The 22,815-nt window shown below is 69.0% G+C and carries 16 protein-coding genes; 7 read left to right on the top strand and 9 right to left on the bottom strand.

Annotated features, from left to right (window positions below):
- Position 1 precedes the first annotated feature (1 nt).
- Positions 2-952 carry a glycosyltransferase family 32 protein gene (locus AC0IZJ_RS02345; RefSeq protein WP_471846252.1) on the top strand — a complete coding sequence of 317 codons (951 nt, stop codon included), beginning with the start codon at positions 2-4 and terminating at the stop codon, positions 950-952.
- Positions 949-1,902 (top strand): glycosyltransferase family 2 protein, encoded by a 954-nt coding sequence (locus tag AC0IZJ_RS02340; protein ID WP_471846250.1) that lies wholly within the window; start codon positions 949-951, stop codon positions 1,900-1,902. Before AC0IZJ_RS02345 ends, AC0IZJ_RS02340 begins: the two co-directional genes overlap by 4 nt.
- On the opposite strand, the gene AC0IZJ_RS02335 is transcribed toward AC0IZJ_RS02340, so the two are convergent.
- Positions 1,853-2,986, bottom strand: coding sequence for a glycosyltransferase (locus AC0IZJ_RS02335; protein WP_471846248.1), 1,134 nt, complete (start codon positions 2,984-2,986; stop codon positions 1,853-1,855). The two genes, AC0IZJ_RS02340 and AC0IZJ_RS02335, sit on opposite strands and share 50 nt — an antisense overlap.
- Positions 2,987-3,018: 32 nt before the next feature.
- On the opposite strand from AC0IZJ_RS02335, the gene AC0IZJ_RS02330 reads away from it, so the two are divergent.
- Together AC0IZJ_RS02330 and AC0IZJ_RS02325 are read left to right on the top strand one after the other, a co-directional pair.
- Positions 3,019-4,767, top strand: coding sequence for an ATP-binding cassette domain-containing protein (locus tag AC0IZJ_RS02330; RefSeq protein WP_471846246.1), 1,749 nt, complete (start codon positions 3,019-3,021; stop codon positions 4,765-4,767).
- Positions 4,767-5,024 (top strand): ComEA family DNA-binding protein, encoded by a 258-nt coding sequence (locus AC0IZJ_RS02325; RefSeq protein WP_471846244.1) that lies wholly within the window; start codon positions 4,767-4,769, stop codon positions 5,022-5,024. Before AC0IZJ_RS02330 ends, AC0IZJ_RS02325 begins: the two co-directional genes overlap by 1 nt.
- Here AC0IZJ_RS02325 and AC0IZJ_RS02320 read toward each other — a convergent pair.
- From AC0IZJ_RS02320 to dnaE, 3 genes are all read right to left on the bottom strand, one after another.
- A complete protein-coding gene (locus AC0IZJ_RS02320) occupies positions 5,021-6,193 on the bottom strand; it encodes a glycoside hydrolase family 5 protein (protein WP_471846242.1) in 1,173 nt (390 codons plus the stop codon). The two genes, AC0IZJ_RS02325 and AC0IZJ_RS02320, sit on opposite strands and share 4 nt — an antisense overlap.
- Positions 6,193-7,494 carry a patatin-like phospholipase family protein gene (locus tag AC0IZJ_RS02315; RefSeq protein ID WP_471846240.1) on the bottom strand — a complete coding sequence of 434 codons (1,302 nt, stop codon included), beginning with the start codon at positions 7,492-7,494 and terminating at the stop codon, positions 6,193-6,195. Before AC0IZJ_RS02315 ends, AC0IZJ_RS02320 begins: the two co-directional genes overlap by 1 nt.
- A gap of 294 nt (positions 7,495-7,788) precedes the next feature.
- On the bottom strand, positions 7,789-11,346 hold the full coding sequence (gene dnaE / locus AC0IZJ_RS02310; RefSeq protein WP_471846237.1) for a DNA polymerase III subunit alpha: 3,558 nt from the start codon (positions 11,344-11,346) through the stop codon (positions 7,789-7,791).
- 211 nt (positions 11,347-11,557) lie between these two features.
- Between dnaE and AC0IZJ_RS02305 the strand changes: the two genes are divergently transcribed.
- Genes AC0IZJ_RS02305 through AC0IZJ_RS02295 form a run of 3 tightly spaced genes read left to right on the top strand, consistent with a single transcriptional unit; the run spans position 11,558 to position 14,379 of the window.
- On the top strand, positions 11,558-12,523 hold the full coding sequence (locus AC0IZJ_RS02305) for a glycoside hydrolase family 43 protein (RefSeq protein ID WP_471846235.1): 966 nt from the start codon (positions 11,558-11,560) through the stop codon (positions 12,521-12,523).
- Positions 12,502-13,389 carry a hypothetical protein gene (locus AC0IZJ_RS02300; protein WP_471846233.1) on the top strand — a complete coding sequence of 296 codons (888 nt, stop codon included), beginning with the start codon at positions 12,502-12,504 and terminating at the stop codon, positions 13,387-13,389. Before AC0IZJ_RS02305 ends, AC0IZJ_RS02300 begins: the two co-directional genes overlap by 22 nt.
- A gap of 39 nt (positions 13,390-13,428) precedes the next feature.
- The gene (locus tag AC0IZJ_RS02295; protein WP_471846231.1) at positions 13,429-14,379 is read left to right on the top strand and encodes a peptidylprolyl isomerase; all 951 of its coding nucleotides are present in this window, start codon (positions 13,429-13,431) and stop codon (positions 14,377-14,379) included.
- Here AC0IZJ_RS02295 and feoB read toward each other — a convergent pair.
- The 5 genes from feoB to AC0IZJ_RS02270 all read right to left on the bottom strand — a co-directional run bounded on the left by feoB (position 14,364) and on the right by AC0IZJ_RS02270 (position 22,755).
- Positions 14,364-16,235, bottom strand: a complete 1,872-nt coding sequence (feoB, locus tag AC0IZJ_RS02290) for a ferrous iron transporter B (protein ID WP_471846229.1) — start codon at positions 16,233-16,235, stop codon at positions 14,364-14,366. The two genes, AC0IZJ_RS02295 and feoB, sit on opposite strands and share 16 nt — an antisense overlap.
- The gene (locus tag AC0IZJ_RS02285) at positions 16,228-16,488 is read right to left on the bottom strand and encodes a FeoA family protein (RefSeq protein WP_457424529.1); all 261 of its coding nucleotides are present in this window, start codon (positions 16,486-16,488) and stop codon (positions 16,228-16,230) included. The genes feoB and AC0IZJ_RS02285 overlap by 8 nt, the downstream gene beginning before the upstream one ends.
- An 80-nt stretch (positions 16,489-16,568) precedes the next feature.
- Entirely contained in the window at positions 16,569-20,348 is a 3,780-nt protein-coding gene (locus tag AC0IZJ_RS02280) for a response regulator (RefSeq protein WP_471846227.1), read from the bottom strand.
- Positions 20,345-21,589, bottom strand: a complete 1,245-nt coding sequence (locus AC0IZJ_RS02275) for an urea ABC transporter substrate-binding protein (protein WP_471846225.1) — start codon at positions 21,587-21,589, stop codon at positions 20,345-20,347. Before AC0IZJ_RS02275 ends, AC0IZJ_RS02280 begins: the two co-directional genes overlap by 4 nt.
- Positions 21,589-22,755, bottom strand: a complete 1,167-nt coding sequence (locus AC0IZJ_RS02270; protein WP_471846223.1) for a response regulator — start codon at positions 22,753-22,755, stop codon at positions 21,589-21,591. The genes AC0IZJ_RS02275 and AC0IZJ_RS02270 overlap by 1 nt, the downstream gene beginning before the upstream one ends.
- Between the last annotated feature and the right edge of the window lie 60 nt (positions 22,756-22,815).

Here is a 22,815-nt window from a genome sequence, read left to right as displayed (position 1 = left end):
AATGACCATCGTCGTTCTCGTTCTGCAAGGCCTGCTCGTTGTGGCCACGCTGCTGTTCCTGCGCGAGGTCTGGACAGTGCTGAGCGCCCGCGTACCCGAGCGCACGCGTGAAACCGTGGTGGGCAATGCACGCTTCGACGTGCCTATCCCCAAGGTCATCTGGACCTATTGGCACGCCGCGCCGCCACCAGATTTCATCGTCGCCTGCCTCGAGAACTGGCGCCTTTTCGCGCCAGACCATGAGATCCGCCTGCTGCACCGTGACAGCGCGCTTGACTGGTTGCCCGCCCTGCGCGCTGACTTCGACGCGCTGCCCGCCTATCGCCAGGCCGACTGGCTGCGCGTTCAGTTGCTGGCTCGTCATGGCGGTGTCTGGATGGACGCCTCCATGCTGCTCGCGCGCGACCTGGACTGGCTGCACCGGCAGCGCACCCACCGGGCGGCCAGCTATGTGGGCTTCTACATCGACCGCTTCACGACACGGCCCGAATCGCCCATGGTCGAGAACTGGCTGATGGCCGCCGCGCCGGGTTGCCCGTTCACGCAGGCGCTGGCCGATGCCTTTGACCTGGCGCTGGACGAAGGTGCCGAAGCCGTACTCGCGCGACTGGCCGAACAAGGCCGCGCAGCACGCGTCGTCCAGGGGCTGGACCCTGACTTGCAGCGCTATTTGCTGATGCACGTCGCCGCAGCGGACCTGCTTGACCGGCGCGCAGACGAATTCCGGCTGAGCCTGCTGCGTGCCGAGGATGGCCCGCTGGCGTGGCTCTGTGGCGTGGGCTGGCGCAAGACCCATCTGCTGGTGCGCCTGGCGCTGACCCCCTGCCCCCGTCGCATGCCGGCCGTGCTGAAGCTGCGCGGCAACGACCGCCGCCTCGTCGAGAAGCAGTGGCTGCGTCGCCGCGTGCTGCCTGGCAGCGTGCTGGACGAACTGCTGCGCCGCCCGCTGTGACCTGGCTCAGCCTGCTGTTGCCCATGCACGGCGTCGAGGCCTGGCTGCCGGCCTGCATCGCGTCCTTGCGACCGCAGCTGGACGAGGGCGTGGAACTCGTCTTCGTCGACGACGCGTCGCCTGATGCCAGCGCTGCGCTGGTCCGGCGGCTGTTGCCGCAGGCGCGTGTGGTCCGCCAGCCGACGAACCTGGGCGTCAGCGCGGCGCGCAACCGCCTGCTGGATGAAGCGCGTGGCGACTACCTGTGGTTCATCGACCCGGACGACCTGGTCGAGCCCGACGTGCTGCCCAGGCTGAGAGCGCTGTTGAACACGCACCGGCCTGATCTGCTCAGCTTTGACTTCCGGGTCTTCGACGATGGCCCCTCCACCGAATCCGTGAAGCCGCGCCACCGCCACATCGTCAGTTTCGACGGGCCGGCCGGCGTGCTGATGCACGACATCGATCTGCGCCTGCGCGGCTTCTTCATCCATGGCCAGTTCCACCCCTGGAGCAAAGTGGTGCGCCGTGCCTGCTGGCCGCAAGGCCTGCGCTTTCCCGAGGGCCGCGTCTTCGAGGACATGGCCCTGTACCCGCGGCTGCTGCTGCACACGCCGCGCCACCTTCATGTCGCCGAGGTCTGGATCGCCTATCGCCAGCGCAGCGGCAGCCTGATGTCGGCACTGGACGCCAAGCGGCTGGACGACTGGAGCGCCGCGCTGGACGGGCTGGCGGCCGAGCTGCCACCGCTGCATGACGACACACGCTTCGAGATCGCCCACTTCTGCGCCCGCACGCTGCTGCGCGCCAGGCGCCGGCGCCTGCAGCTGGGCGGTAAAGCTCTGGCCGGGCTGCGGACCGATGTCGAACGCTTCGACCGCAGCGCTCCGCTGACAAAACGCGAACTGCTCACCGCTTACGTCAAGCGTGGCCGCTGGTTGCGCGCCCTGCAGTGGTGGCACAACGCATGATCAGCGCCTCATAGCGCTCGCGCATCAAGGCTAGCCCATGCTGGGCCAAGGCTCTTTCGCGCGCTGCGGCGCCCAGCCGCGTCGCTAGCACCGGGTCGCGCACCAGCCGTGCGATGGCATCGGCCAGCGCCCCGGCATCGCCCTCAGGCACGAGCAGTCCCGTCACGCCGTCCTCGATGACACCGCGAACGCCGATGACCTCGGAGGCGATGCAGGCGCAACCGGCGGCCATCGCCTCGACGAGGGCCAACGGCATGCCTTCGTAGTGTGTGGACAGCACGTAGATGGCCTGCGAGCCCAGCAACGCAGGCATGTCGGCGTGATGGCCTAGAAACCTGACCTGTGTGCCGAGTCCCAGCCGCGTGGCCTGGGCCTGCAGGCGAGCCATCAACGGCCCGGTTCCCGCAAGCTGGAGCGGTGGGCGCAGGCCATGCCTGGAAGCCAACAAAAGCATGGCGCTGAGCAGCGTCCCATGGTCCTTCTGCCGCGCGAATCGGGCCGACATGACGAGGCCGGCCCCACGTTCACCCTCGTGCGCGGGGAATCGGGACAGGTCGATGCCGTTGGGAATCGCGATGGTCTTGTCGGCCGGCAAACCCTGAGCCAGCAGGCTCTGGCGCACGCCTTCGCTGACGCCCACCAACGCCGCCGAGCGCCGCGCAAGCCGGCGCGACAACCAAAGGCTCCACGGTGAGTAGCGCTCGCGCGAGTTGTGCTCCACCTGAATCAGCACAGGCACGCCAGCATCAAGGCCGGCCTGGCGGCCAATCAAGTGCTCGGGGAAGCCATGAGCGACCACGGCCACTGGGCGGATCTGACGCAAAAGGCGGGCAAGCTCGCCGACAGTCACCCGGTGCCACCAGCGGTTGGCCACCAGATGCACCGTGAGCCCCTGAGCCGACAGCGCCTCGACACGCGCCATGGGCGTGTGGCGCTTTTGGCGCAACACCAGGACGGGCTGGAACGGGCCTCCCTGAAGTGCGGCCAAGCAAAGATCGACCGCAACCTGCGTCGCGCCCGAAAAGCCGCCCGTCACGAAATGCACGACCCGGGGGCGGTCAGTGAGGGTGGTGTCATTCGGCATCGGCGCGCAGTGTAGGAGGGAGAATCGGTCTCATGTCGATTGACGCTAGCGCCACATCCCACACCAACCCCGCCCGCCGCCTGGGCCAGTACGTCTACCCGCACCGCTGGGGCGCCGTCCTCACCGTGCTGGCTTACGTCGGCCTGGCCTCGACCGAGACGCTGATCCCCAAGCTCGTCGGCTATGCCTTCGACGACGGATTCACGGCCAATGCCTTTCCGCTCTGGATGGTGCCCGTCGCGCTGATCGGCCTGTATGTCATCCGCGGCGTATTCGGCTTCGCCGGCCAATACCTCTTCAACTGGACGCTGACACGCACCGTGGTGGACTTCCGCGCGGCACTTGTCAGCGCGCTGCTGCAGCTGGACGCCCAGGTCTATACCCGCATACAGCCAGGCACGGCCGTCAGCAAGGTCGTCAACGACCCGCAGCAGATCATCCAATTGGTCGGCAATGTCGGCCTGAGCGTGCTGCGTGACGGGCTGCCCGCCATCGCCATGGTGGGCTATCTCTTTCACCTCAACTGGCAACTGACCCTGCTCAGCTTGGTCGTCACGCCACTGATGGCCCTGGTCATGAAGAAGGTCAACCAGCGCATGCGCATCATGTCCACGCGCGCCTACGACTCGCAGCTGCTGCTGGTCAACCGGGTCGACGACATGACACGCGCATGGCGCGTGGTGCGCCAGTTCGGCGCGGCCGCGCATGAGCGCGAGCGCTTCGCCGAGGTGTCCCAGGCCGTGCGCCGCAACGACCTCAAGACGGCTGCCGCAGCGGCGCTCGCGCAGCCGCTGTCCCAGCTCGTGGCCAGCGTCGGCCTGTCCATGATCATCTGCGTGGCGCTTTGGCAGGCGCGTGCCGACGACACGGGTGTCAAGGCCTTTGCCGAGTTCGTGACCGCCCTGATGCTGCTGACCTCGCGGCTGCGCCATCTGTCCGACCTGGCTGCACCGCTGACCCGCGCCTTCGTCATCGCCAAGGGCTGCTTCGAGCTGATGGACGCGCCCAAGGAGGCCGACACCGGCACGCAGGAGCTGCCCGACCTGGCCCAGGGCGACATCGCGATGGAGGCCGTGAGCCTGACCTACCCCGGCGCGAACCAGCCGGCGCTGGATGGCTTGAACCTGACTTTCCGCGCCGGCCGCACGACGGCCCTGGTGGGCGCATCCGGCGCGGGCAAGAGTTCCATCATCCATTTGCTGCTTGGCTTTGGCCGGCCGGACGCCGGGCGCATCACGTTGGACGGCACCGACATCGAGACGCTGACCCGGCTGAGCCTGCGCCGCCAGTTCGCCGTCGTGTCGCAGGACATCGTGCTCTTCGACGACTCCATCGCCGCCAACATCGCTTACGCCCAACCGCGCGACGAGGCCAGGCTCGAAGCTGCGCTGCGTGCCGCCCATCTGTGGGACTTCGTCCAGACGCTGCCCGAGGGCATCGAGACGGCCGTGGGCGCCAACGGCAGCAAGCTCTCCGGCGGCCAGCGCCAGCGTCTGGCCATCGCACGGGCGCTCTACAAGGACGCGCCAATCTGGATCTTCGACGAGGCCACGTCGGCGCTGGACACCGAGAGCGAACGCGCCGTGCAGCAGGCCCTGGCCGCGTGGTCGGGCCGCAAGACGCTGATCGTCATCGCCCACCGCCTGTCGACCATCCGCGACGCCGACGCCATCCATGTGATGGGCGCGGGCAAGCTGGTGGAGACCGGCACGCACGCCGAGCTGATCGCCCGCGATGGCGCCTATGCGGCCATGGTGCGCGCGCAGGCCGGCGAGCCGTGATGAAGCGGCGTGCGCTGCTGCTGTGGGCGGCGGTGCCCGCACTCGCTCAAACCGAGGTGGACGCCAACACGGCAACCCGGGCAGAACTCGAATCCCTGCCCGGCCTCGGCCCGGCGCTCGTGCAGCGGCTGCTGGCGGCGCGGCCATTTGCGGATTGGGCTGACCTGATGAAGCGAGTGCCGGGCATTCGCGCGGCGACTGCACGCAAGCTGTCTGGCGCCGGGCTGCGCGTGGCCGCCAAACCGTACGCTGACTAACGCATCCGGCTCTTGATGACGCCCATCAACGGGCCGTCCAGCAGCACCTTGTCGCCCTTGCCCTGTTCGCGCAGGTAGTACACCTGGCCGGCGGGGAAGGCGGGCGGAATCTCGTAATCCATCGCCTCCCAGACGTCCTCGCGGAAGCTGTAGAAGGCCCAGTGGGCGCCGTGGCCGTTGAGCGTGTCCAGCACGTCGCCCAGATAGGCGCCGCAGTCCGTCCACACCCGCACACAGCCCAGCTCGCCCGCCACCATGCGGTTGGGCGCCACGCCGTTGGCCTGGGCCCACGCGAACGGCACGCCGAGAAATTGCTGCATGGCCGTCTTGTCGAAGCTCAGCGACTGGCCGCCCCACGTCACCTTCGAGCCCGGATACGGCAACTGCGGCTTGCGCTTGATCTGCGGCGCGCTGGTCAGGTCCCACGGTTCGTACATGTGGAAGGCGTACAGCACCTTTGAGTCCTGCAACGGTTTCCAGTAGCTGAAGCTCCAGGCGTTGGCATACCAACCGCCGTCAACCATGACGGGCGTGTGTGCATCGACCGTTCGAACAGCGGCAATCACCTGCTCGTAGAAAGCCGGCAGGTCATGGGTCGTGCCCTTGTACTTCGCGTACCAGGCCTGCCGCACCTCCGGCGCCGCATGTTCATCCAGCCCCATGCCCTTCTCGGGCGTCGGCTCGTTGAGCAGGTTGTAGCCCGCCAGGGCGGGATGGTCCTTCAAGGCGACGGCCAGGTCGCGCCAGAAGGCGGCGGACTGGTCCCAGAACTTGCGCTCCTTCCACAGCCGGTCGTCCTGCTTGTCCTGGTTGTGCTGCACCCAGCGATTGCCCGGCAGAGACAGCGGCACCAGCACCACCTTGATCCCAGCCGCATGCGCCGCATCCAGCGTCCTGCGCAACACGGCCAGGTCTGCCGCCGGGATGCCCCGGTAGGCGTCGGCATTGCCGATCAGGAAATCGCGGCCTTCGCCTTTCCACTTGGAGAAGGTGAGCCGCACCCATGTGGCACCTGTGGCCTTCAGCGCGCGGAAGTAGGCCTCGTCGGGTGGCTTCCCATTGAAGCTGTTGCCGCCGTGGCGCGGGGTGTCCCAGAAGGCGATGTCGGCCGCCTGGGCCGGCATGGCCAGGAAGGTGTTGAGGGCGAACATCAACAGCAGCTTTCGCATCACACCCCCGCCGCAAAACCGGCCGAACGGCTGCGTCGCAACAGGGACGGATCGATCTGCGGCGCCCGACCCGGCCAGCCGAAGAAGCGCTGCACCTCGGCCCGCTTGGCCAGCGTGTCGCTCATACCGAGGTTGATCAGCTCGTTGACGAAGCTGGGCTCGAAGAGCAAATAGCTCACCAGCGCCGAGCCGCTGGTCTTGTTGCCCTTGCCGCTGACGCCGAAGGCCCGCAGCATGGCGCGCACCGACGACGGCAGGCTGGCCTGGTGCTCACCGGCCAGGTCGTCCAGGCGGCGGCTGGGCGCGATGACGAGAAGCTCGATGGGCCGCAGCGCGGTGGCGGCGCGGGTTTCGTTGGGCAGCAGCGCCAGCGTGCGGTTGATGCGGCGCAGGCGCTCCACATCCACAGCCAACGCATCCAGGAAGATGTTGGACAGCGCATGCCCGGCGATCGTGGCCATGCTGGGGTGCGTCTCGGTGGCCTGCACGCGCCGACCCTCGGGCTCCTTCATCCGGCCGGCGCCGATGACGAGCACGCGCTCGGCGCCCAGGTGCACGGCCGGCGAGATGGGCGCGCTCTGGCGCATCGAGCCGTCGCCGAACCACTCGGGCATGCCCTCCAGCGCCACCAATTCGGCCGGGAAGATGAAGGGGATGGCCGCCGAGGCCATCAGATGACTCAAGCTCAGCCGCGCCTGCACCGCCATGCGCTGCTCGCGCAGCCAGGGCACGATGTGGTGGTGGGTCTGGTAGAAGGTGACGTGCTGGCCCGAGGTGTAGCTCGAGCCGGTCAGTGCGAGTGCGCGGAGGTGGCCACCGTCGAGCATGGACTCGATGCGGTCCATGTCCAGATAGCGGCCGAGCAGCTCGCGCAGCGGCCGGTTGTCGAGCAAGCTGCGTGGGCGGCTGCGCGTCCAGCGCGCGAGGGCCCAGCCCAGGCTGAGCATCGAGAGCCAGCGCGCACCGCTCTTCACCGCCTCAAAGGCATCGGCGCGGTAGATGTTCTCGACGTGCAGGCCCTGCCAAAGATGCACAAGCCCGTCGACGGCGCCGTCGAAGTCATCGGCATGGCAGGCCAGCGTGGACGCGTTGATGGCGCCGGCCGAGGTGCCGCTGATGATGGGAAACGGATTGCCCCGCGTTGCGCCGGCATCGCGGCGCAACTGGGCGATGGCGGCCAGGACGCCCACCTGGTAGGCCGCGCGCGCCCCGCCGCCGGTCAGGATCAGGCCCGTGACCGGCTGCGGACGGTGAAGCCCGAAATCCGACTGGGCAAAGGGCTTGGGAACGGCTTGTTGCATCGAGGGCCTGTTGGCACTACGGCAATGGGTCGCGAAGGCCTGCCGCCAGGGGCCAATCAAGGCGCGGCACGCCGCCCGCACTCACGTGCGGGCAAGTGGCGCAACGCCGAGTGGCCCCTGGCGGCAGACCTTCCCGAAGGGTTAAGGCCAGAAAGCCCGCGCGCAGCGTTGCAAATGCTCGCCGGGTGTGCAACCCGGCTCCGCTTTGCGCCTTGCTCGCGGACTTTCTGACCTCAACGCGACCCATTGCCGTAGTGCCAACAGGCCCATTGAAATCATCGCCGATGCAAGCCGTCATCCAATCTCGTAGATAACCTCGGCTGCCGTGCCCAATTTGGCTAAAGCCTCGTCTGCCGGCCAGAAGCGGCTGGCCTCGCCGAGTTCCACCAGCCACCGGGCGCCGACCTGATCGCCATTGGGCTCGGCCTTGACCGACACGCGCACGGGCAGGCCCAGCTTGCGCGTGCCGCCCTCTTCCATCACGACATCACGCGGCGGGAAGCGCTGCACCAGCTCGTGTACGAGCCCTGCCGATCCCGCATTGCCAATCAGCAGATGCCGGCCGAACTTGGCGCGCGCGGCCGCCAGGCCCCACACCGCCGTGACGTTCATGCGCAGGCCGCCGGAGAAGCGGTCGTTCTGCACCTTGCCCTGGGCAATGATGAGTTCGTCCTCGGCCAGCAGTTCCTTATTGGCGTTCAGCAGCTCCTCGTTGGCGACGGCCTCGACGGCGTCGCTCTTGTCGTCGATCTTGAAGATGGCGACGCGGCCGCGCTGGCCGTTGATGACGCGCAGGTCGCTGACGATGCCGGCCACCAGCGTCGGCTCGCGGCTGTCTACCAGGTCGGCGATCTGGCGCTTGACGATGCGCCGCACCTCGGCGCCGCCGTGGTCGAACAGGTGACCCGACAGGTAGAAGCCGATGGCCGTCTTCTCCAGCGACAGGCGCTCCTTGATGCTCCAGGGCGCCGTCTCGACGAGGTCCGGCTCGACATGCGAGGCTGCATGCGAGTCGCCGAAGTCGAACAGGCCGCCCTGGTCGGCATTGGCCTCCTGCGTCTCGGCATGCGTGTAGCCGCGACCGACGCTGGCCAGCAGCTTGTGGCGGTCGGGGTTGATGCTGTCGAAGGCGCCAGCCTTGATCAGCGCCTCGACGGCGCGCTTGTTGACGGCCTTGCGGTCCACGCGCAGGCAGAAGTCGTAGAAGCTCAGGAAAGGTCCGCCGGACTCGCGCGCCGCGATGATGGCCTCGATGGCGCCGCGGCCCGTGCCCTTGACGGCGCCCAGGCCGTAGTTGACGAGCCGGTTCGTCAGTGGCTCGAAGCGGTAGACGCCCTTGTTCACGCAGGGCGACTGGAACTCGATGCCGAAGATCTTCGCGTCGTTGAGCAACACCTTGAGCTTGTCGGTGTCGTCCATTTCGATGGTCATGTTCGCGGCGTAGAACTCGGCCGTGTAGTGCGTCTTCAGCCAGGCCGTGTGATAGCTCAGCAGCGCATAGGCGGCGGCATGCGACTTGTTGAAGCCGTAGCCGGCGAACTTTTCCATCAGGTCGAAGACCTCATCGGCCTTCTTCTCGTCAATGTCCTTTTCCGCCGCGCCCTTGCGGAACATCGCGCGGTGGGCGGCCATTTCATCGGCCTTCTTCTTCCCCATCGCGCGACGCAGCATGTCGGCGCCGCCGAGGCTGTAGCCGCCCAGCACCTGAGCGGCCTGCATCACCTGCTCCTGGTAGACGAAGACGCCGTAGGTCTCCTCCAGCACCTGGCCCAGCAGCGGATGCGGGTACTCGATCGTCTCCTTGCCATGCTTGCGCGCCACGAAGGACGGGATCAGGTCCATCGGGCCCGGCCGATACAGCGATACCAGCGCGATCAAGTCCTCGAAGCGCGAGGGCTTGGCGTCCTTCAGCAGGCGCTGCATGCCGGGCGATTCGAACTGAAACACGCTCTCGGAGTAGCCCTTGCCGAAGAGGTCGAACACCTTCTTGTCGACCAGCGGCACATTGGCCCAGTCGAAGTCCTTGCGCTCGGGGTAGCGGGCGACGATGAAATTCTTGGCCAGCTCCAGGATGGTCAGCGTGGCCAGGCCCAGAAAGTCGAACTTGACGAGGCCGATGGCCTCCACGTCGTCCTTGTCGAACTGGCTCACCGCGCTGGTGGAGCCGGGCTGCTGGTACTGCGGGCAGAAGTCGGTGATCTTGCCCGGCGCGATCAGCACGCCGCCGGCATGCATGCCGATGTTGCGCACCATGCCTTCGACGCGCGCGGCCAGCTTCAGCAGCTCGGCCACTTCCTCGTCGGCGGCCTCGCGCTCCTCCAGCTCCGGCGCCTCGTGGCGGGCGTAGATGACCTTGGCCTTGTCGGGGTCGAAGTTGGGCGGCAGCTTGGCCAGCGTCACCGTCTTGCCGGGTGGCGCAGGGATGAGCTTGGCGATGCTGTCGACATGGCCGTAGCCCATGCCCAGCACGCGGCCGATGTCACGCAGCGCGGCCTTGGCGGCCATCGTTCCGAACGTCGCAATCTGGCTGACCGCCGGGCGGCCGTACTTGTCCTTGACGTAGTCGATGACGCGGTCGCGGTTGCCCTGGCAGAAGTCGATGTCGAAGTCGGGCATGGACACCCGCTCCGGGTTCAGGAAGCGCTCGAACAGCAGGTTGTATTTGAGCGGGTCCAGGTCCGTGATCAGCAGTGCATAGGCGACGAGCGAGCCCGCGCCCGAGCCCCGGCCCGGGCCGACCGGGCAGCCATTGGCCTTGGCCCAGCGGATGAAGTCCGACACGATGAGGAAGTAGCCCGGGAAGCCCATCTTGATGATGGTGTTCAGCTCGAACTCCAGCCGCTCGACGTAGCGCGGTCGCTCCTTCTCGCGCTCGGCCTCGTTGGGGAACAGGTGGATCAGCCGGCCCACCAGGCCCTCGTGGCTCAGCTCGCGGAAGTACTGCTCCATCGGCATCGGCGTGCCGTCTTCCAGCAGCGGCGTCGGGAAGTTGGGCAGCTGCGGCTTGCCCAGCACCAGCGTCAGCGAGCAGCGCCGCGCGATCTCGATCGTGTTCTGTATAGCGCTGGGAATGTCCTTGAACAGCTCCCGCATCTGCGCCTGCGTCTTGAAATACTGGCTCGGCAGGAAGCGCTTGATGCGCTTGGGGTTGGCGAGGGTCTCGCCTTCGGCCACGCAGACGCGCGCCTCGTGCGCCTCGAAGTCGTCCTCACCGAGGAACTGGATCGGATGCGTTGCCACGACGGGCAGGCCCAGTTCGGCGGCGAGCGGCACGCTGGCGTGCACGAGGGCATCCTGGCCAGGCAGACCGGCGCGTTGCAGCTCGATGTAAAAGCGATTCGGGAACACGGCCGCGAGCCGCTGCGCCCACTCACGTGCCCGCACCTTGTCGCCCTGCATCAGCGCCTGGCCGACGCCGCCGTGCTGCGCGCCAGACAGGCAGATCAACCCCTCGCCCAGCTCGCTCAGCCACTCCCACTTCAGGCAAGCCTGGTTGCGCTGCACGTTGTCTATCCACGCGCGCGACAGCAGCTCGCTAAGGTTGAGATAGCCCTGGCTGTTTTGCACCAGCAGCAGCAGGCGCGTCGGCGGCTTGTCGGTCGCGTCGGTCTCCAGCCAGCAGTCGGCGCCGAGGATGGGCTGCACGCCCTTCTTGCGCATCGCGCTGTAGAACTTGATGCCGCCGAACAGGTTGGCGAGGTCGGTGATGGCCGCCGCCACCTGGCCGTCCTTGGCTGCGGCGTCGGCCGCGTCATCGGTGCGGAGGGTGCCGTCCACGACCGAAAACTCGGTGTGCATGCGCAGGTGGACGAAAGCGGGTTCAGGCAGGTCTTGCAGATCTTGGGCGGGCATCGCGGCATTGTAGGAATGCCGTTCTGGCCCGAGGCGTGCCGCCCCTGCCGACCGGCGCTGTAAACGCTTCCGGCAAGAAACTTTAAGTCTTACTTTTAAGTGATACCAACTCCAGAATCGGCGTTACCCCGGGGACGAATGTTTTTAATAGTCATATTTAATTCGTTCAGGCCTCCCGAACGAGGCGGCCGCCAACGACCCGAGACACCCCATGTTCTTGACCTTGAAGCGCCTCGTGCGCTTGGCCCTCGGCTGCACGCTCGCCGCCGCATTGCTTCCCGCCCAGGCCGCCCCCTGGACGCTGACCGGCGCCATCGGCACCCACGACCCGCACCTCTACAAGACCAGCTCGACCTGGTGGCTGTTCGAGACCACCGACAACGGCGGGATCGGCGTCAAGTACTCCAGCAACGGCACGGCGTGGACCCAGGGCGGGTCGATCTTCAGCGGCGGCCTCGCCTGGTGGAAGACCTATCTGCCCACCAACAAGACCGCCATGGTCTGGGCGCCCGGCTGCGGCGAATACGGTGGCCTCGGCTACTGCTACTACGCCATCTCCAGCTTCGGCTCGCAGAAGTCGGCCATCGGCCTGACGACGTCGGCCGGCGGCATCGCCGCAGGCCAGTGGGTGGACCAGGGCGCCATCCTGACGTCCAAGTCCGGCGACGGCTACAACGCCATCGACCCGGCCTTCGTGCTCGCCGCCAACGGCGACCCCTACCTGGTGTTCGGCTCCTTCTGGAACGGCATCCACATCACCCGCGTCAGCAAGGTCAACCTGAAGCCCCCGAGCGGCGGCATCGTCAACATCGCCAAGGACACGGCCAACGGCATCGAGAACGGCTTCGTCGTCCGCCGGGGCAGCTGGTACTACCTGTTCGCTTCCAAGGGCGCCTGCTGCCAGGGCGCCAACAGCACCTACCGCATCGTCGTCGGCCGCTCCACATCCATCACCGGGCCCTACGCCGACAAGGCTGGCAAGGCCATGATGTCCGGCGGCGGCACCGTCATCGCGTCCAGCGGCTCGCGCTTCAAGGGACCGGGCGGGCAGTCGCTGCTGGCCGACGGATCGGTGATGGCCTGGCATGCCTATGACGCGCAGAACAACGGCGCGCCAGTGCTGTTCATCGGCAACGTGACCTGGGGTTCGGACGGATGGCCGCAAGCGGTCTGGTGATCGCGCCACGGGCGGCCCTTCTTCTCGGGGTCGTCGGGGTCGCCCTGGTGGCCTGGGCCTGGTGGGGAACGCCGGCGGACGCCGAGGCGCCGCGCGCGGCGGCAGCAGCCGTCGCGCTGGCGCCACCGGCGCCCCGGCCTGCCGTTGTTCCGCCAGGCCCGGTGCCCATCCTGCAGGCGGCAAAGCCGGCCGTGGACCTGCCCGGTCTGCTCACCGCCCCCGAGGCCGACCTGCGCGCCACGCTGCAAGCTGCACTCGCCGCGCCCGCTCAGGGCGGCCGCCTCTATGCCCGGGCGCTGGCACGGCGCTGCGCCAACCTTGCCGGCCTGCAAGCCGCCGAGGCGCCCGACCTCAACAACGCCCGCCACCAGCGCGCCGTCGCCCGCCAGGCGGCGCTCTCGGCCGGCTGCGGCCAGTTCGCCAAAGCCGAGTGGCTGGCCCTCGTCAACATATCGCCCGACGAGCCCGTCAGCGACCCGTTGCTGGCCGTTCAGCAGTCCGACTTCGACGACGCCGCGCTGCTGCACGCGATGTTCGCCCGCCCTGACCCGCTGCTGATCGATGAACTCGGCGAGCGCCTGCTGCTGCGCCGCATCGCTGGTCAGCCCACCCTCTACTTCGACGGCCAGCGCTTCGACGATGACACCAGCCGCGCCACCGCCCAGGCGGCGCTGCGCCTGCTGCCCTGCCAGTTCGGCCTGGCCTGCGACGAGCGCGACCCCGAGGTCTGGCTGGCCTGCCTGCGCGGCGATGGCTGCCTGGCCTCGCGCGCCGAGCAGGAGATGCCGGCAGCCCAGGCACTCGCCGTGCGGCTGGCGGCGGCGCTGCGTTCGCGCGAGCTGGGTCGCTTCCTGCCGCCGTCCTGAGGTTTGCGCGGCGGTTCGTGGCCGCTAAGCTGCGCGCCCATGAAACACATTGCCATCGCGCTGGCCACCGCCGGCCTGCTCTCTACCGCCCTGGCCGCACCCAAGCCAGCTACCAAGCCCGCCAAGAAGTCAGCCCAGGAGATCCTGGCCGCGTCGCCGGCCTGGGACTGGCGCCCGCTGGACCCCGAGAACACCTTGCTGATGGAGCTGGCCGCAGGTCAGGTCATCATCGAGCTGGCGCCCCGCTTTGCGCCCGCCCACGCGGCGAACATTCGCGCGCTGGCCCGTGGCGGCTACTGGGATGGCCTGGCCATCCTGCGCGTGCAGGACAACTTCGTCACGCAATGGGGCGACCCCGACGGCGAGAACGCCGCCAAGGCCCGGCCGCTGCCGGCTGGCGCGTCACCCAAGCTGCCCGCGGAGTTCTCGGTGCCCATGGACGCCATCGGCAAGGCTGCGGGCTTCGCCAGGCTGCCCGACATCGACGGCTGGGCGCCCCGCACCGGCTTTGCGCAGGGCTTCCCCGTCGCCGCCGACCCCAAGACCGGCAAGGCCTGGCTGACCCATTGCTACGGCATGGTCGGCGCGGGCCGCAGCGATGCGGTCGACTCCAGCAACGGCAGCGAGCTCTACGTCGTCATTGGCCAGGCGCCGCGCGGGCTGGACCTGAACATCACCGTCGTGGGCCGCGTGCTCAAGGGCATGGAATTGCTGTCCGCCCTGCCCCGCGGTTCGGCGGCCATGGGCTTCTACGACAAGCCCGAGCAGCGCACCGGCATCCAGCGCATCCGCCTGCTGGCCGAGGTGCCGCCCACCGAGCGGCCCGCGCTGCAGGTGCTGAAGACCGAGTCCGCCACCTGGACCCAGCTGCTGGACGCCCGCCGCTACCGGGGCGGCTGGTTCGTGCACAGCCCGGGGCACATCGAGGTCTGCAGCGCGACCGTGCCGACGCGGCCCGTGCCCGCGACGGCCGCTCAGCCGCCCAAGTAAAGCGCCACGCGGTAGGTGATGAATGACGCCAGGTAGGCCAGGCCGAACAGATAGGCCGTCATGATGAGCGGCATCTTGTAGCCACCCGTCTCGCGCTTCACCGCTGCCAGCGTCGCGATGCATTGCGGCGCGAACACATACCAGGCCAGCAGCGACATCGCCGTCGCCATGCTCCAGGTCTGCTGGATCAGCGGTGACAGCGCCTGCGCCGCTTCGTCGCCCGTGGCCGACAGCGCGTAGACCGTGCCCAGCGCGCTGATGGCCACCTCGCGCGCGGCCAGGCCCGGCACCAGCGCCAGGCTGATCTGCCAGTTGAAGCCGATGGGCGCGAAGATCTTGGCCAGGCCCGCGCCGAGATAGCCGGCGATGCTGTACTGGATGGGTGCGCCGGTCGCGCCCTCGGGCGGCCCGGGGAAGCTGGACAGCAGCCACAGCGCCAGCGTCAGCAGCAGGATGATGCCGCCCACGCGCTTGATGAAGATCATGGCGCGCTGCCACAGGCCGATGGCGATGGAGCGCGGATGCGGCCAGTGGTAGCTGGGCAGCTCCATCATCAGCGGGCGCACCAGCTGGCCGGCGCTGGTGAAGCGCTTGAGCAGCCAGGCCACAGCCATCGCGCCGACGATGCCGATCACATAGAGGCCGAACAGCACCAGGCCTTGCAGCTCGAAGCCGCCGACGTCCCGGTTCGGGATGAAGGCGCCGATCAGCAGCGCATAGACCGGCAGGCGCGCCGAGCAGGTCATCAGCGGCGCGATCATGATGGTGACGAGCCGGTCGCGCGGGTTGGCGATGGAGCGCGTGGCCATGATGCCGGGGATGGCGCAGGCAAAGCTGGACAGCAGCGGGATGAAGCTGCGCCCGGACAGGCCCACGCTGCCCATCAGCCGGTCCAGCAGCAAGGCCGCGCGGGGCAGATAGCCCGACTCCTCCAGCACGAGGATGAAGAAGAACAGGATCAGGATCTGCGGCAGGAAGACCAGCACGCCGCCCGCGCCGGCGATGACGCCGTCGACGATGAGGCTGTGGAACCAGCCGGCCGGGATGAGGTTGCCCACCTGCTGGCCCAGCCAGGCCATGCCGCCTTCAATGAGCGTCATCGGCGTTTCGGCCCAGGAGAACACCGCCTGGAACAACAGGAAGAGCAGCACCGCCAGGATGACCGAGCCCGCCACCGGATGCAGCAGCACGCGGTCGACGCGGTCGCCAGGGAGGGTGGGCAGTTCGTGGTCCAGGTCTAGCGCACGCAACCAGGTCTTGACGGTCACATGGTCATCAACCTGCTGCTCACCGGCCGGGGCGAGAAGGTTGCCTGCCCAGACCGCCGGTTTGTCCAGCAGCGCGCGCAACTCGTCCAGGCCTTCCTTGTGGATGGCGACGGTGCGCACCACTGGCAGGCCCAGCTGGGCCGACAGCGCCGCAGCGTCGACCTTGAGGCCGCGCCGCGCCGCCAGGTCGGCCATGTTCAGCGCCACGACCACCGGCAGGCCCAGGCGGCGCACCGCCAGCAGCAGGCGCAGGTTGCGGCGCAGGTTGGTGGCGTCCAGCACGCAGACGACGAGGTCGGGCCGCTTCTCGCCCTTGGCGCGGCCGGCCAGCACGTCGCAGGTGACGCGCTCGTCCGGCGAGCGCGGATGCAGGCTGTAGGTGCCGGGCAGGTCCAGCAGGCGCAGCGTCTTGCCGGCGGCTGAAATGACGCGGCCTTCCTTGCGTTCGACGGTGACGCCAGCGTAGTTGGCGACCTTCTGATGGCTGCCGGTCAGGCCGTTGAACAGGGCCGTCTTGCCGCAGTTGGGGTTGCCGACGAGGGCGACCAGCTTGCCGCCGCGGTGGACATGGATGACGCCTTCAACCATGACGTGGTGTCACGGCGATGCAATCGGCCTCGGCATGGCGCAGCGCAAACGTCGACTGCCCGACGCGCACGACCAGGTTGCCCGTGTCGTCGGCGCCCCGGCGCAGCACGCGCACCGCCTCGCCCGGCAGGAAGCCGAGGTCGGACAGCCAGGACGCCCACTCCGGCGAATGCGCGGGCGCACTGACCTGGCTGACGGTCAGCGCCTGCCCGGCAGGGGCGGCGGCAAGGCTGGAAGGCAGCGGCTCGGACATGGGGTCGGCTTCGCGGGCAGGCGTTTGATGAGAATGATTCTCATTGTATGTGCCGACATGCCCCGCAGCGCACGAAACTCTCAACGGGGATTGAGGCTGTGCAGCAGCAGGTCGCAGGCCTTCAGCGCCTTGGCGAAGTCCAGCCGGCCGATGGCCAGCGACAGTGTGGCGAAATCCGGCCCCAGCGCCTCGGCCTGCCCGGCCAGCTGCTCGCACGCCGCCACCGAGCGCATATTGCGCTCCACCAGCAGCAGGCGCAGCCGGCGCAGCGCCTCCAGCGGGTCTACCGCCTCTGCCGCGGCGGCCGGCACGCGCGGCGGCTGTAGCGCGGCAAGGGTCTCGTCGAGCTGGCGCTGCAATGTCTCGACGTCCGCCCCTTGCACGTCGGCCCGGGTGCGCACCGCCTGCTCCTGGGCGCCCGCCACGGCGGCCAGCGCGTTGGCACCGACGGCGCCGGCCAGCCCGCGCAAGGTGTGCAGCACGCGCACCACGTCGGGCACGGACGACTGCCGCAGGTGGCGGCGAAGCGTGTCCATCTCGGCCGGTGCGTCCTGCGCGAAGGAGGTGACCAGGCGGTCGTAAAGCGCCTGGCGCCCGCCCAGGCGCTGCAGCGCGGCGGCGCGGTCCAGCAGCAGCGGCGCCGGGACAGGCACGGCTGACGCCGTCGCATGCGACTGCCCGACATGGCGGCGCAGGCAGGCGACCAGCTGTTCCAGATCCACCGGCTTGGCGATGTGGTCGCGCATGCCGGCGGCCAGGCAGGCCTGACGGTCGGCGTCCATGGCATTGGCCGTCATGGCGATGACGAGGCTGGCGCGCCGGCGCTTGAGAATGCGCTGCGTCGCCTCGAAGCCGTCGAGGTCCGGCATCTGCAGGTCCATGAGGATGGCGTCGAAGGGCGGTTCGGTGACGGTGGCCAGGTGGGCGCCTTCGACGCCGCCGCCGGCCAGCGTGACGACGGCGCCCTCATCCTCCAGCAGCTCCTGCGCCACCTGCTGGTTGAAGCCGTTGTCCTCGACGACGAGCAGGCGCATGCCGGCCAGGCGCTGTGAGCCTCCCTCCGCGCGCGGCGGGCGTGCCTCGCTGCGCGTGGCCTCGGCCACGGCGTCCTGAAGCATCGACGCCGTCACCGGCTTGACGAGATAGCCGCCCAGGCTGGCGATCTCGTGCTCGCTGCGCTCGGCCAGCAGGTCACGGCCATGGGCCGTGACCATGATGATGACCGGCGCGTCGGAATCGTGGCTGTCGCGGATGCGGCGCGACGTCTCCCAGCCGTCCAGCCCCGGCATGCGCCAGTCCATCAAGACCAGGTCGTAGTGCGGTTCGCCGCGCTCGGCGGCCAGGTGCACCAGGGCCAGCGCCTGCTCGCCGCTGGCGGCCAGGTCGCAGTCCCAGCCCAGGCTGTCACCAATGCCCTGCAGCACCTCGCGGGCCATGGGGTTGTCGTCGACGATGAGGACTTTGAGGCCAGGCCGCGTCGTCAACGCGTCCTCGGCCCGGGCCGGCGCCTCGGGCAGCGTCAGCTCGAAGTGGAAGCGGCTGCCCTCGCCGACGCGGCTGTCCACACGCAGCTCGCCGCCCATCAGCGCCACCAGCCGCCGGCTGATGGCCAGGCCCAGGCCGGTGCCGCCGTAGCGCCGCGAGGTGGACTGCTCGGCCTGGCTGAAGCCGGTGAAGATGTGCTCCAGCTTGGCCGACGGGATGCCGATGCCGGTGTCGCTGACCTCGAAGCGGATGCGCGCCCGGCCCTCGCTGTCGCTCAGCAGCGTCACGCCAAGCACCACCTCGCCGTGCTCGGTGAACTTCAGCGCATTGCCGGCCAGGTTGAGCAGCACCTGGCGCAGCCGCGTCGTGTCGCCCACCAGCGCGGCCGGCAGGCGCGGATCGAGGCGGAACAGCACCTCGATGTCCTTGTGGCCGACGTTGGCCGACAGGATGACGGCCAGCTCGCGCATGAAATCGCTGAGCTCAAAGGGGTGCGGGTCCAGCTCCATCTTGCCGGCCTCGACCTTGGAGAAGTCCAGCACGTCGTTGATGACGGCCAGCAGCGCCTGCGCCGCCGTGCGCGCCTTGCTGGCGTAGTCAAGCTGGCGCGGGCTCAGATCGGTGCGCAGCAGCAGGTTGAGCATGCCCAGGGCGCCACTCATCGGCGTGCGGATCTCGTGGCTCATGTTGGCCAGGAAGTCGCTCTTGGCCTGGCTGGCAGCCTCGGCCGTGACGCGGGCGCGCACCAGCTCGATCTCGGCGCGGTGGCGCTCAGTCACGTCAATGAGCATCTGCACGACGTTGACGAGGCGGCCGCGCCGGTCGCGGATGGCGCTGGCGCTGCCGTCGACGAACAGCTCGCCGCCGCCCGGCAGCGCAAAGCCTCGCTCGAAGCGCACATGGTCCATGCGACCGCCGGCCAGGCGGTTCAGCTCGCTGCCGAGCAGGCGGCTGGAGCGGAAGTCCGGCAGGTCGGCCAGCTTGGCGCCGCGCAGCTCCTCGCCCGTGCGGCAGAGCATGGCCGTCAGCGCGGCGTTCACGTCAAGGATGGCCCCCTGCGCATCGCACAGTGCAATGCCCACCTGGCCGCGCTCGAACACACCACGAAAGCGCTGCTCGCTGTCGTTCAGCGCGCGCGTGCGCTGCTCGACGCGCGCCTCCAGCAACTGCTTCTCGACGACCAGCTGCTCGGTCATGTGGTTGAAGTTGCGAGCCAGCTCGCGAAACTCGGCGAAGCCACGCACCGGGGCCCGTTCGTCCAGGCCGCCCCCCGCGATGCGCGCCACGGCGCCGTTGAGCAGGCTCACCGGCTCCACCAGCCGGCGCCCCAGCAGCAGCGCGAAGCCCAGGGCGAGCAGCAGCGCGAAGCCGAGCGCCCCGAGCAGCCGGTTGCGCAACGCGTGCGCGGGCGCGAGGGCTTCGTCGGCATCCAGGTTGACGGAGATGCCCCAGTCCAGCGCCGGCAGATGCCGCCAGGAGGCCACCACCTCCACGCCCGCGTAGTTGCGCGTCAGCCCGCTGCCGCTCTCACCCCGCAGGCCGCGCAGGGCCGGAATGGCGTCAACGGCCTGGGGGTCCAGCGCAGGCAAGGCCGGTGCGAGCGGGCGGAGCAGCTCGCTGACGAAAAGGGCCTGGTCGCCGCTGCGCTGCACCAGCACGGTCTCGCCGCTCAGCGCCAGGCCGGCGCGGTCGGTTGCCACTCGGAGCAGCCGCGTGATGTCGAGCTGCAGCACGATGCTGCCCAGCACGCGGTCACCGTCGACGACGGCATGAACCATGAACATCGTCGGCGGTGTTTCGCCGTTCGGGCCGTTCGGGCCGTTCGGACTGCCGGGGCCACGCAGCCGCATCGTCGGCGTGAGCTGCACGTCCAGCCGGCCGATGGCGCGCCGGTGCGCCGCCAGCAGCTCGCTGCCCGCAAACGCGCCGCCGTCCAGCCGCGCTAGCTCCGGGCTGCTGCCGGCGAGTGGCTTCAGGGCGAAGCTGATGCGGCCGTCGGGCTGCACCAGCAGCAGGTTGACGTATTTGCCGGTGTCATACAGCTGCGCGTAGAAGGCGTGGCTGGCTGCGGGCACCTGGGTGGCGGCGGCATCGCGACGCTGGCCGAGCAGCTCGCGCGTGTCGGCCGCCTTGGCAACGAGCTGGGCGTCGACCTGCACCTCGTTGAGGTATTCGTTGATCTCGGTGACCTTCTTGCGCGCAATGGCAACCAGGCCTTCCGTGACGGTCTCGCGCAGGCTGCGCTCGAAGCTGCCGAGCTGCCACAGCCCCATCACGCCCAGGGGCAGCGCGGACAGCAGCACGAAGCCCAGCAGCAGCGCCGGGCCTATGCGCCAGGCCCGCCGCGCCGACTCTGCGGCCGGCGCGGCGATCAAGGCCGGCCTCCCGCCCGCGCCACGATGGCAGCCCAGTGCTCCGTCGACCGAAACGCCGGCCAGGGCGCCGGCCGGATGTGGCGCGGCACCTGCCACACCTCGGCCAGCTGCCCGTCGGGCTGCACCTGGGCGATGCGCAGCTGGCGCCACAGGTGGCGGGATTGAGCGTCCACCGCCGCATAACCATGCGGTGCGCTGACACTCTGCTGCAGCACATTGGCGTTGACCGCTGCGGTCTGCGTGCTGCGCAGCTCACGCACGGCGGCGGCCCAGAGCTGCACGCCGACATAGGACGACACCGCCGGGTCGCTGACCTGGGTGTCGGCCCCGTTCAACGCGCGCAGCCGCGCCAGGAAGGCCGTGTTGGCCGGCGCCGGCAGCGACTGCAGATAGCTCCAGGCGGTGAAGTGCCGGTCCAGCCGGCCGCCACCGTAGGCGCGCATCTCGGGCTCGGCGGCCGTGAAGGACAGCAGCGGCACGTCGGTCAGCGCGGCGGCGACCAGGGCGTCGAAGAAGGCGCCGTTGCTGTCACCGCTGAGCGTGCTGAGCACCAGGTCGGGCTGCAGTGCCTGCAGCTCGGCGATGACCGCCGCCACGTCGCGCGAGCCCAGCGGCACATAGCGCTCGCCCAGCACCTGGCCGCCGCCCAGCTGGATGAAGTCGCGCAGCATGGCGTTGACGCGCTGCGGGTACAGCGCATCCGTGCCGACCAGGTAGACGCGCCGACCAAAGCCCTGCATGGCCCAGTCGGTGGCCGGCAGCACCTGCTGGTTGGGCGTCGGGCCGGTGTAGATGATGTGGGCCGAGCGCTCCATGCCTTCGTGGGCCATGGGGTAGAAGAACAGGTGCTGCTGCGCTTCGACAACCGACTGCACCTTCTCGCGGCAGCCCGAAGACCAGCAGCCGAAGAGCGCGGCGGCATGCTGGTCCTTGATGAGCCGCGTGGCTGCGGCACCGGCAGTGGCGCTGGCGATGGAGCGGGTGTCTTCGATGCGCAGCTCCACCGGCCGGCCCAGCAGCCCGCCGCCCTGGTTGATCTCGTCCACGGCCAGCTTGACAGCGGCCACCAGCGGCCGCTCACTCGTCGCCAAGGGGCCGCTGAGGGCATGCACCAGGCCGATGACGATGGGGCCGTCTTCCTGGCCGACCCCCTCGTCGGCCGGCTGGCGCCACAGGTAGGCGCCCAGGCCCAGCGCCAGCAGCAGGATCAGCCCCCCCAGCAGCGCGAGCCGGAGCCGCATCAGCCCGCCGCGCGCCGGGCCTCGGGCGATATGAGCGGCAGCGTCAGCCGCACCGTCGTGCCGACGCCTGGCGTGGATTCGACCTGGATCTGCCCGCCCAGGGCGAAGGTGACGAGGTTGCGCACGATGTACAGCCCCGGCTCGCTGCGGTTGGACCCGAAGCGCGTCGAGAAGAAGGGATCGAAGACACGGCCCACCAGGCCGGGCGGGATGCCCACGCCGTGGTCCTGCACGACGATGGTGAGCTGGTCGGTGCCGAGCAGCCGCACGCGGATGTGGACCTCGCCGCCAGCCTCGCGGTAGGCATGCTTGACGGCGTTCTGGATCAGCGTCGCCAGCACCTTGGCCAGTGCGCCGCGAAAGCTCAGCAGATGCAGGTCGTCGCCCATGTCAAGCTCGCAGCGCACCTGATGGGCCTGCAGCGCGTCGGCCAGGCTGGCCACGACTTCATGCACCAGCTCCTGCAGCGAAAAACTGCGGCGCTGGTCGCCGAAGTTGTCGGCGGTGGACTGCAAAAAGGCCTCGACGATCGACAGCGTGCGCTGCAGGTTGGACAGCACCAGGCCGACGCTCTCGTCGCTGATGCGCAGGTGCTTCTCCAGGTCGCTGCGCTTGATGCTGCCGGCGTTGCTGAGGCCGCGCAGATGGGCGAGGTCGTCCTGCAGCGTGCAGGCGGAGATCAGTGCATTGCCCAGCGGTGACGACAGCTCCTGGGCGATGCCCGAGATCGTGCGCCCCACCGAGGCCAGCTTGTCACGCTGGAAGAGCTCGATCTGCGAGCGCGCAAAGCTCTCCGATGCGAGCTTGAGCGCCAGCTGCGTGCGCACGCGCGCCTTGACGACGACATCGACGAAGGGCTTGGGGATGTAGTCGACCGCGCCATGGGCGAAGCCCTCGGCCTCGTCGTCGGCGCTGCCCTGCACGGTGACGAAGATGACCGGGATGCCGCGCGTGCGCGGGTCGGCCTTGAGCCGGTCGCAGACTTCGTAGCCGCTCATTTCGGGCATCAGCACGTCGAGCAGGATGAGGTCGGGCAGCTGCTGGGCGCAGTAGGCCAGCGCTTCGGCGCCGGTCGTGGCCATGGAAACCTCGCATTCGTCCACCAGCAGCTGGTAGAGCGCATGGATGTTGCTCGGCTGGTCGTCGACTACGAGGATGAGCGGCATGGCCGGTCAGAATAACCGCAGCATCCTGCGCCGCGACAGCCACCCGCCCCAGGCTTTCCC

This window comes from Roseateles sp. AC306, from assembly GCF_979253795.1.
The sequence above is the reverse complement of the archived record's forward strand: the minus strand, read 5'-3'. Positions and strand labels throughout refer to the sequence as shown.